The organism is Homoserinimonas sp. (assembly GCF_056262345.1).
Genome location: NZ_JBACFR010000020.1, coordinates 1 through 8,278 on the forward strand (window position 1 = coordinate 1; position 8,278 = coordinate 8,278).

The following is an 8,278-nucleotide window of genomic DNA, read 5'->3' on the forward strand; positions in this document are numbered from 1 at the left end:
CGAGCCGAATGTGGCCGCGAGAGCCAATTTCGACACCTTCGTTTACACAAACGCCGCACCCCAGGTCGCCGGGTTTAACCAATCACAAGTGCTCTGGTCGGGCCTTGAGGACTATGTGCTCGAATACGCCCGCGTCTGGGATCTTCACCTCACCGTGTTCACCGGCCCGATCTTCACCGCGGCTGATCCGCTCTATCGCGGCATCCAGATCCCGCTGGCCTTCTGGAAGGTCGCAGCGTGGGTCAGCGAGGGCGACACCCTTGCCGCGACAGGATACGTGCTGGATCAGAGCGCGGCGCTCCGCGAGATTGACCTCACACAAGCGCGCCGTGAGGCACAAGATCTGAGTCCCGTGCCGCCGCTCGGCGCCTTTGGCACGTTTCAGGTTCCCATCGCAGACATTGAAGAGCTCACCCGCCTCCACCTCGGCCCACTCGCCCGCGCCGATCGGATGCCCGCCGCACCGCCCAGCGTCGAGGGCCGATCGCGGTGGGTGGCCCTGGAGAGCCACAGCGACATCGTCCTGTAGTAGCGAACGAGGGTCGCCTGCTGGTTCGTCAATCACCGTCGTCGAAGATCCCGCCGTCGAGGATGCGGTTGTAGCGCAGCCGGAATGCCCGCTCGGTGCTCGCTGCGAGCGTCGCGACGAGAAGCACGATGTTCACAGACAGGGGCAGCCGGAGCGGATTGGCGAATGTGCCAATGGTGTCGGCGATGAGGGGAATCAGCGTGATCTGCTCAAGGATCTGAGGGGCACCGAGCACGAGTGCCACCGTGAGCACGATCGCCGATGTGATGCCGATAGCTCGGCTTGCCGCAGGGTGGTTGCGCTCAAGGCTGGCCCGGCGCCCCTCAGCGGAGGCGGGATCGGGCACCAGTTGCCGTTCCGTCCCGTCATACATCACGTAGTGGCAGCGTTTGAGACCGAACATGCTAGCCGCGACCTCGATAGTGCCACCGGGAACTGCGAATGCGGCGGGGAGCTTCGACGTGGCACGGTAGACGCCGTCCCGGTAGAGGCGTGCCCGCATTTCTCCGTCTGAATCACCCCCGCGCCGCACATCGATTGACCACGTTTCTGGCGACTCACCGAGTCGACTGAGCGGCAGATGAAAGAGTGATCGTGAGGATGCCTGCCACCAGCGATAAGGGGGCAGCGGCCGGCCGTCGCTGCGTTGTTTAGTCATCGCTATTCACCTGCAGTTCAGACGCCGACGACAAAGGTGAGAGCGGCCCACACCGAGACAGTCGTCACCGTTGTCCAGAAGATAATCGCCACGGCCTGCCACAGCAGCACCCACCCGCGTGGGGTTCCGCCAGCTACGAGAATGGCGGAGGTGAACTGTGTGGGGATCGCCAGTGGGCCTAGGATGCTCGCGCCCGGCACCCCGAAGCGGATCAGCCACCGCCCAAAGCGCTGGCGCCCCTTCGACTGGGGCTTGGCCGGTTGCGTCTGCTCAATCTCGGTGGCCCACCCTTCGCCCCACGGCTCCTCTGTCATTGATTTCGGCGTGGCTGATGCTCGCGCTGATGCGGAGCCCACGCTCGCCGTGACCCGGGCGCTGCTGCGGTTGACCACAGCCGTGCGCGCTCGCGATGTCAGGAGCACCACGAGGAGCACGCAGACGAAGTTTCCGACCGCGGCGGCAATGGCGGCAACGATGGGGTTGAGGCCGCCGGCGATGCCGAGTGTCACCGCAAGCTCGCCCTCGATGAACGGGACGGCGCCGGCAATCATCACGATGAAAGGCTGAATTACCTCGGGCACCTGGTCCACGAGTTCCTGAAAGCTGCTAACGAGTTGCTCAATGGGGTTCATTTTTCGATTCCTTTGCGCTCTGGTGCGCAGGTTTTCCTGCGCTCTTGTGCCATATCGCCAGGCTCGCACTGCGGCTCAGCCCTTCGCGTCGGTGATGACCCCTCTGGTACCCCTGGCCGGAGGCAGCACAACCGCATCGTGAGCATCGTTCGCATCGGTAACAATTGCGTAGTAGCGTGCAACCGTGCTCTGAAAGGAGCGACAGTGGCGGATCTGTTAGACCGACGCGTCGAGGTCGGAGCGGTCGAGAGACTCCTTTCGCATGCGCGAGCCGGGCGCAGCGCCACGCTTGTAGTGCGGGGAGAAGCGGGCATCGGCAAGACTGCCCTGCTCGACCTCGGTCGCGACTCGGCACAGTCATCGGGATTTCGAGTGGAGTCTTCGACAGGCGTGGAGGCCGAATCGCAGTTCGCCTTCGCAGGCCTGCACCAGCTGTGCACGCCGTTATTAGACCGGGCTGATGCCCTGCCTGATCCGCAGCGCTCCGCTCTGGATGTTGCGTTCGGGCGGCGCGGCGGAGCGGCGCCAGACCGGTTCCTGGTCGGCTTGGCCGCGCTCAACCTCCTCGCCGAGGTCTCCGAAGAGCGCCCGCTGCTGTGTCTTGTCGACGACGCGCAGTGGCTCGACCAGGCTTCCGCACAGGTTCTCGCATTCGTGGCACGTCGGTTATCCGCTGAGCAAATCGCCCTGCTATTCGCCGTGCGCGATTCGAGGGAGGGGCACACCGATCCTTTTGCGGGGTTGCCCGAGCTAAGGCTTGATGGGCTCAGCTCGACGGCTGCACAGGTGCTGCTCAACGGCGCAGTGCGCACTCCACTGGATGCCGGGGTGTGCGAGCGGATTATCGCCGAAGCGCGCGGCAACCCTCTCGCCCTGATGGAGTTGCCCCTCAGCCTGCCCACTACGCAACTGGCTGGCGGCTTCGAGCTGCCGGGCGTTGCGAGCATCCCCCGGCGCATCGAAGAGAGTTTTCAGCGCCGCTCGAGCGGTCTGCCCCGTGCGACTCAAGTGCTTGTGTTGCTCGCCGCGGCCGAACCGACCGGCGACACAGCCCTCTTGCGCCGCGCCGCTGAGTACCTGATGATCGCCCCCGAAGCTGCCGAGCCTGCCGAAGCTGCCGACCTGCTCGAGATCGGCACACGCGTGCGATTCCGCCATCCGCTCGTGCGCTCCGCGGTGTACCAGGCATCCGCGCCAGCTGACCGCCGACGGGTGCATGCGGCGCTCGCCGCCGCCACCGACCCTGAGACGAACGCAGATCGCCGCGCCTGGCACCGGGCGCAGGCCGTACTCGGTACCGACGAGGAGGCGGCCGCAGAGCTTGAGCACTCTGCCAGCCGAGCACTCGCCCGCGGAGGTTTAGCCGCCGCCGCCGCGTTTCTGCATCGGGCCGCTGACCTCACCCCCCACCCGGCCGACCGGGCGCGGCGAGCCCTGCACGCCGCACAGGCCAAGCACGACGCTGGGGCATCCGAGGCTGCTCTGGCGTTGCTCGCCGTCGCCGACGACGGGCCTCTCGACCCCCTGCAGCGCGCCCGCCTCGAATTGCTCCGCGCCCAGATCGCGTTTCACCTGCGGGGCAGCGACGCGCCGAGGATGCTGCTGGACGCGGCCCAGCTACTCGCTCATCTCGACCCCGCTCTCTCCCGCGAGACCTACCTCCACGCGGTCGATGCTGCGATCATCATGGGCGGGCACGACGTGGTGCGTGTGGCGCAAGCGGCGCTCGCGGCTCCCCCGGCGGACGTACCGTCGCGGCCCGTCGACCTCATCCTCGATGCACTCACGACAACCCTCGTGAGTGGATATGGGGCCGGAGCGCCCGGCCTACGGCGGGCACTTGAGGCGTTTTGTGACGGTGCGCTCACCGAGCCCCGCCCCGACAGCCAGCGCGACCCGTGGCTGCGGTTGGCTGGCAGGAACGCGATTGCCATCCTCGATGACGATCTGCTCTATGTGCTGGCCAGCCGCAACGTTCAACTGGCCCGGGAGTCCGGTGCACTCGCCGCCCTCCCTGATGGGCTGCGTTTCTTGTCCGTGACGTGCGCTTTGATGGGCGAGCTCACGCGGGCAGGTGAGCTCGCCACCGAGGCGACAGCAATCTCAGAGGCCACGGGTGGCGTGCAACTGCTGCATGCTCGGGTCATCCTGAGCGCTTGGCGCGGCGACCAGGCCCAGACCGCAGAGCTCAGCGGCATCACCGCGCAGAACGTCGACCACCTCGACGATGGGGCCGAGGCTGCCCTTTCTCAGTACGCGCTGGCAGTGCTCCACAACGGGCTGGGCAATTACTCGTCCGCGCAGGAGGCCGCGACACGGGCGCGCGCGTCTCAGGAACTGTCGCTGAGCAGCGCAGCCTTAACCCTGCCGGAATACATCGAGGCCTGCGTGCGAAACGGCCAGATGGAGCACGCCCTCAAAGCCATGCAAGAACTCGCGATACGGGCCAATGCAAGCGGTACCGCCTGGGCACTCGGAGTGGCGGCACGATCTCGTGCATTGATCAGCAGCGGGGCTGCTGCCGACCTTCATTATCGCGAGGCAATCGACCATCTCCGCTCATGTCGGATGGCAACCCAACTCGCCCGGGCCCACCTTGTCTACGGCGAATGGCTCCGCCGCGAGGGCCGACGCCAGGATGCTCGCGAACAATTGCGCACCGCGCACGATCTGCTGTCAGAGATGGGCGCCGAGGCATTCGCCGCACGGGCGGCTCGCGAGCTGAGCGCAACCGGGGAGCACCCACGCAAACGCACCAGTCAGCGCAAAGACGAGCTCACATCTCAGGAGCTACACATCGTGCGGTTGGTCGCCGCGGGTGCCACCTCCCGCGAGGTTGGCACGCAACTGTTCCTCAGCCCGCGCACGGTCGAGGCTCACCTGCGCAACATCTTCCGAAAGCTCGGCATTACCTCTCGTCGGCAACTGCGGGAGATCTGACGAGCTACCGCGTCGGCGGCGTATGCCTGATGCTGAGCCAACCCTCCGGGGTTAGCCCGGGCTTCGACTTCATCGACGCGAGTTGGCGTTCGATGTCCGCGTGTGATGTCAGATCAGCAAGCTGGCGCTCGATGTCGGCGTCTGGTGAGGCGGTCAAGTCTTGGAGAGCTCCGCTCGACAGTAGATCGTCGGTGGCTTGCGCTCTGGCCTGCATTTGCAGAACGCGATCCCGAGCCCGATCGAGGCTGGCGCCGATGTCGTTCATGTTGGCGCCGATGCCCGAAACCGCCTCGTTCGCCCGCACCTGAGCCTCGGAGGCGCTGTAGGTGGCCTTCATCGTTTCTTTCTCGATGCGGAACGCGGCGATCTGCTCTGCGAGACGGCGTTCCCGTTCCTGCAGCTGTGTCGTCTGCTTCTGCAACGAACCGTGTTGCTCCTGCAGCTTTGTCACCTGGTTTTCCAACGCAGCGCGGCGAACGAGGGCGGCCCGGGCAACATCCTCGCGCCCATGCGCCATCGCTTCGCGGGCTTGCTCCCCCAGCCGCAGGTATCGCGAGCCCATGTCCTCGCCCTGCAGCTCGATGCGCTTCTTCGCCGTCGCTACCTCCGCAACCGCCTGGCGCACCTGGTGCAATAGCTTCACCTGTTGCTCATAGCTGTCGTCAAGAGCCTCCCGAGGGTCCTCCATTCGGGTGAGCGCTTTCGATGTCTTGGCGCGAAAGATGGTGCGCATGCGTGCACTGTTGTCGCTCATGGCTGTACTCCTTTGGACTGGGGGTGAGCGGGTGGCAGATATCGCGTTGGGGAGCGGCTTGCACGGTCATAGCCGTTGAGGTCCGCGAGTTCTGCGAGCCCGGCGCGCAACGCCGCTACCTCGATGGCGAGATCTGCATCAAGGGCCGAGAGGGACTCCCCCGTGGGGTCGCCGAGGCCGGCCGCGAGGGATGCACGCACGTCGCGAATCATGTCGGTGATCTGGTTGACCGCGGGGGCCGCCGCGGTCACGGCGTCGGCGAGGGCCACGGAGTCCCGCTCGCTCTCCATCAACCGCAACTGTGCCTGGAGGGCGGCCGCTTCGTCTTCGATGCGCCGGAATAACCGGGGAAGGTCGCCGCGCCGACCGTTGCTGCGGGCGGCAAGATCGAGAGCAGCCCGTCCGCTATCCAAAGCCTCTGCGAGTTGCAGTTCCAGGGCGAAGAGTTGCCGCCGTGGTCCCCGACTCAGCTGCACTCGGCTGGCCAGAACTGCGGTGGTCACGGCACGACTGCGACGGATGCGGCGATACAGCGCCCGCACGATCACGACTGTTACCGCCACAGACGTTGCGGCGATTGCCGCGAGGGAGATCAGAATCCAGAGCAGAGCGTCCATGACGGGCGCCTCCCGATCCGAGCCGCGTACGTGGATTTCATGAGGTTGCACCTCCGCAAGTTTCGGCTGCAGCACCGGTGCCGCAAACGCGATATAACTCAATTTACGCGCGCGCTGCGAGGTGGCGCAGAAGTCTCGCCAGATCCCCAGCGACGCCCCCATTTGCCACCGATGGCGACGCGCAGCGAAGGAGGGGACGAGCTGGCCCGTCCCCTCCTTCGCTGTGCGGTATCGACCTATCGGCCGCCCCGGCTGTTCTCGCCACCCTTGGCCTTCGCCTCGGTGGGCTGAGCCTGGGCACCCTTCGAGCCAGCCGCGCTCGGGTCGGCGCTGTTCTCGCTACCGAAGCTTCCGCTGCTAGCTTCGCCGCCCTTCCGCGCCTGCTCCTCGGTGTCGGAGCGGTTACCGAACTGACCTGAGTTATTTGAATCTGCCATTAGATTCTCTTTTCCTGTGGCTAGAACGCTACGAGCGGTGGCGCGCGCCACTCAACCCCTTTTCCTCTTCATGGGTTTCGCTTATCGTTCGCACCCAAATACGGCACGGATCACGGCCCAACCGGAGCGTTGGCGACCGGTCTCTATCCTCCGCAGCGGCGGGATTATCCGCGCCGATTCCTGAGAGAGGAACCCCCTAGTCGGATCTCTTGGAGCGGCGTTATGTGGAGGCAGACCAACCCCAAGCGGAAAGGCGAACAATGTTTTTTCATCGTCAAGAACTCCAGTACGCCGCGACGCCGGAAGCGCCGGATGCTGTCTACGCGCGAAAGCTTCAGGAGGTGCTGGGCGGCCAGTATGGCGAGATCACTGTCGCTCTCCAGTACCAGTTCCAGGCGTGGAATATGCACATCCCAGGCAAGTACCGCGACCTCGTCTTCGGGATCGGCGCCGAGGAGATGGGCCATGTCGAAATGCTGGCAATCATGATCGCCCAGCTTCTCGAAAAGGCTCCCCTGGGCATCACCCGGGATGCCGTCCAAGACGATCCGACGGTCGCCGCGATTGTCGGTGGCACCGATGTGCAGCAGGGCATCGTGGCGGGAGCCGGCGCTCGGCCCGTCGACAGCAACGGCAACCCCTGGCAGGGTTCGTACATCACGGGCAGCGGCAACCTGCTAGCCGACTTTATGGCCAATGCGAACGCCGAGATGCAGGGGCGCGTTCAGGTCGCCCGGCTCTACCACATGACCGACGACCACGGCGTCCGCGACCTGCTCGGCTTCTTGCTCGCACGAGACACGATGCACCAGAACCAGTGGCTCGCCGCGGTAGAAGAGCTCAAGGCCGAGGGTGCTGAGTCGCTGCCGGTGCCCAGCAACTTCCCGCTGTCGAAAGAGCACCGGGATGTGTCGTACCAGTACCTCAACTTCAGCGACGGCGCGGCTGCGGCTCAAGGCTCGTGGGCGACGGGGGCCACCCCCGACGGCCTCGGCGAGGTCAGCTACCACGAGGGGCCCACCACCACGGCGGAAATGCCCCCACCCACTCACCCGGATGCGCGCCTCTACGGCACCACCGAGTTGCCCAATGTCGCGGAGAAGATGGCCGGGGCGGCTCAGGATGCGATGAAGGTGGAGTAGAAGGTGGAGTAGTAGGTGGAGTAGCAACAAACACCACGGCAATGAAGGGGGCCGCGCTTGAAGCGCAGCCCCCTTTCATGCCCCGCGTGTCATCCGGCGGCGGTTCGCAGTCGGACTTCTCGCTCCATGCGCTCTTCGTGGCGCTGCCGCCCTTTAATCGCTTCTTCTTCCCGGCTCTTTGGCGGGGCATTCGTCACCAGCGCATCGAGCAGGTGCCGGGTGGCATGGGCTATCTCATCGACCGCACGATCAAACGCCTCAGCGTTGGCACGGGAAGGATGGGTCGATCCGCTCACCTTGCGCACATACTGCAGGGCGGCCTCCCGCACCTCATCGTCGGTAGTTTGTGGCTCAAAGTTATGGAGCACTCGGATGTTGCGGCACATGCGGGCAGGATACTCGCCGACCCTTGCCTCTGCCCGAAAAAAACGACCGCTACCTCACCAGGTGCGGCGCATCACGATGCGCGGATGGCCACCGGCGACCGCGGCCGTATCGGCGACCTTCACGAACCCTGCCTCCTCGTACCACCGGCGTAGGCCAACGAATGCCGAGGTGGCGTCTACCCG

General features: G+C 65.4%; 9 protein-coding genes. 3 read left to right on the forward strand and 6 right to left on the reverse strand.

Annotation, left to right across the window (positions count from 1 at the left end):
- On the forward strand, window positions 1-529 hold a 529-nt coding region (locus AC062T_RS00990; RefSeq protein WP_476026554.1), incomplete at its 5' end, for a DNA/RNA non-specific endonuclease.
- Window positions 530-557: 28 nt separating this feature from the next.
- Here the strand turns inward: AC062T_RS00990 and AC062T_RS00995 are convergent.
- Together AC062T_RS00995 and AC062T_RS01000 are read right to left on the reverse strand one after the other, a co-directional pair.
- The gene (locus AC062T_RS00995) at window positions 558-1,187 is read right to left on the reverse strand and encodes a hypothetical protein (RefSeq protein WP_476026556.1); all 630 of its coding nucleotides are present in this window, start codon (window positions 1,185-1,187) and stop codon (window positions 558-560) included.
- 17 nt (window positions 1,188-1,204) lie between these two features.
- Window positions 1,205-1,819: a small multidrug efflux protein gene (locus tag AC062T_RS01000; protein ID WP_476026558.1), complete on the reverse strand. Its 615-nt coding sequence runs from the start codon at window positions 1,817-1,819 to the stop codon at window positions 1,205-1,207.
- Between the two features lie 204 nt (window positions 1,820-2,023).
- On the opposite strand from AC062T_RS01000, the gene AC062T_RS01005 reads away from it, so the two are divergent.
- Window positions 2,024-4,759 (forward strand): LuxR C-terminal-related transcriptional regulator, encoded by a 2,736-nt coding sequence (locus AC062T_RS01005; RefSeq protein WP_476026560.1) that lies wholly within the window; start codon window positions 2,024-2,026, stop codon window positions 4,757-4,759.
- 4 nt (window positions 4,760-4,763) lie between these two features.
- Here the strand turns inward: AC062T_RS01005 and AC062T_RS01010 are convergent, their stop codons facing one another.
- The 3 genes from AC062T_RS01010 to AC062T_RS01020 all read right to left on the reverse strand — a co-directional run bounded on the left by AC062T_RS01010 (window position 4,764) and on the right by AC062T_RS01020 (window position 6,567).
- Window positions 4,764-5,513, reverse strand: a complete 750-nt coding sequence (locus tag AC062T_RS01010) for a PspA/IM30 family protein (RefSeq protein ID WP_476026562.1) — start codon at window positions 5,511-5,513, stop codon at window positions 4,764-4,766.
- Window positions 5,510-6,130, reverse strand: a complete 621-nt coding sequence (locus AC062T_RS01015; protein WP_476026564.1) for a hypothetical protein — start codon at window positions 6,128-6,130, stop codon at window positions 5,510-5,512. Before AC062T_RS01015 ends, AC062T_RS01010 begins: the two co-directional genes overlap by 4 nt.
- A gap of 236 nt (window positions 6,131-6,366) precedes the next feature.
- The gene (locus AC062T_RS01020) at window positions 6,367-6,567 is read right to left on the reverse strand and encodes a stress protein (RefSeq protein ID WP_476026566.1); all 201 of its coding nucleotides are present in this window, start codon (window positions 6,565-6,567) and stop codon (window positions 6,367-6,369) included.
- A gap of 260 nt (window positions 6,568-6,827) precedes the next feature.
- Between AC062T_RS01020 and AC062T_RS01025 the strand changes: the two genes are divergently transcribed.
- Window positions 6,828-7,709 (forward strand): manganese catalase, encoded by an 882-nt coding sequence (locus AC062T_RS01025; RefSeq protein WP_476026568.1) that lies wholly within the window; start codon window positions 6,828-6,830, stop codon window positions 7,707-7,709.
- Between the two features lie 89 nt (window positions 7,710-7,798).
- Here AC062T_RS01025 and AC062T_RS01030 read toward each other — a convergent pair whose 3' ends face one another.
- Window positions 7,799-8,095, reverse strand: a complete 297-nt coding sequence (locus AC062T_RS01030; RefSeq protein WP_476026570.1) for a DUF2277 domain-containing protein — start codon at window positions 8,093-8,095, stop codon at window positions 7,799-7,801.
- Window positions 8,096-8,278: the final 183 nt, after the last annotated feature.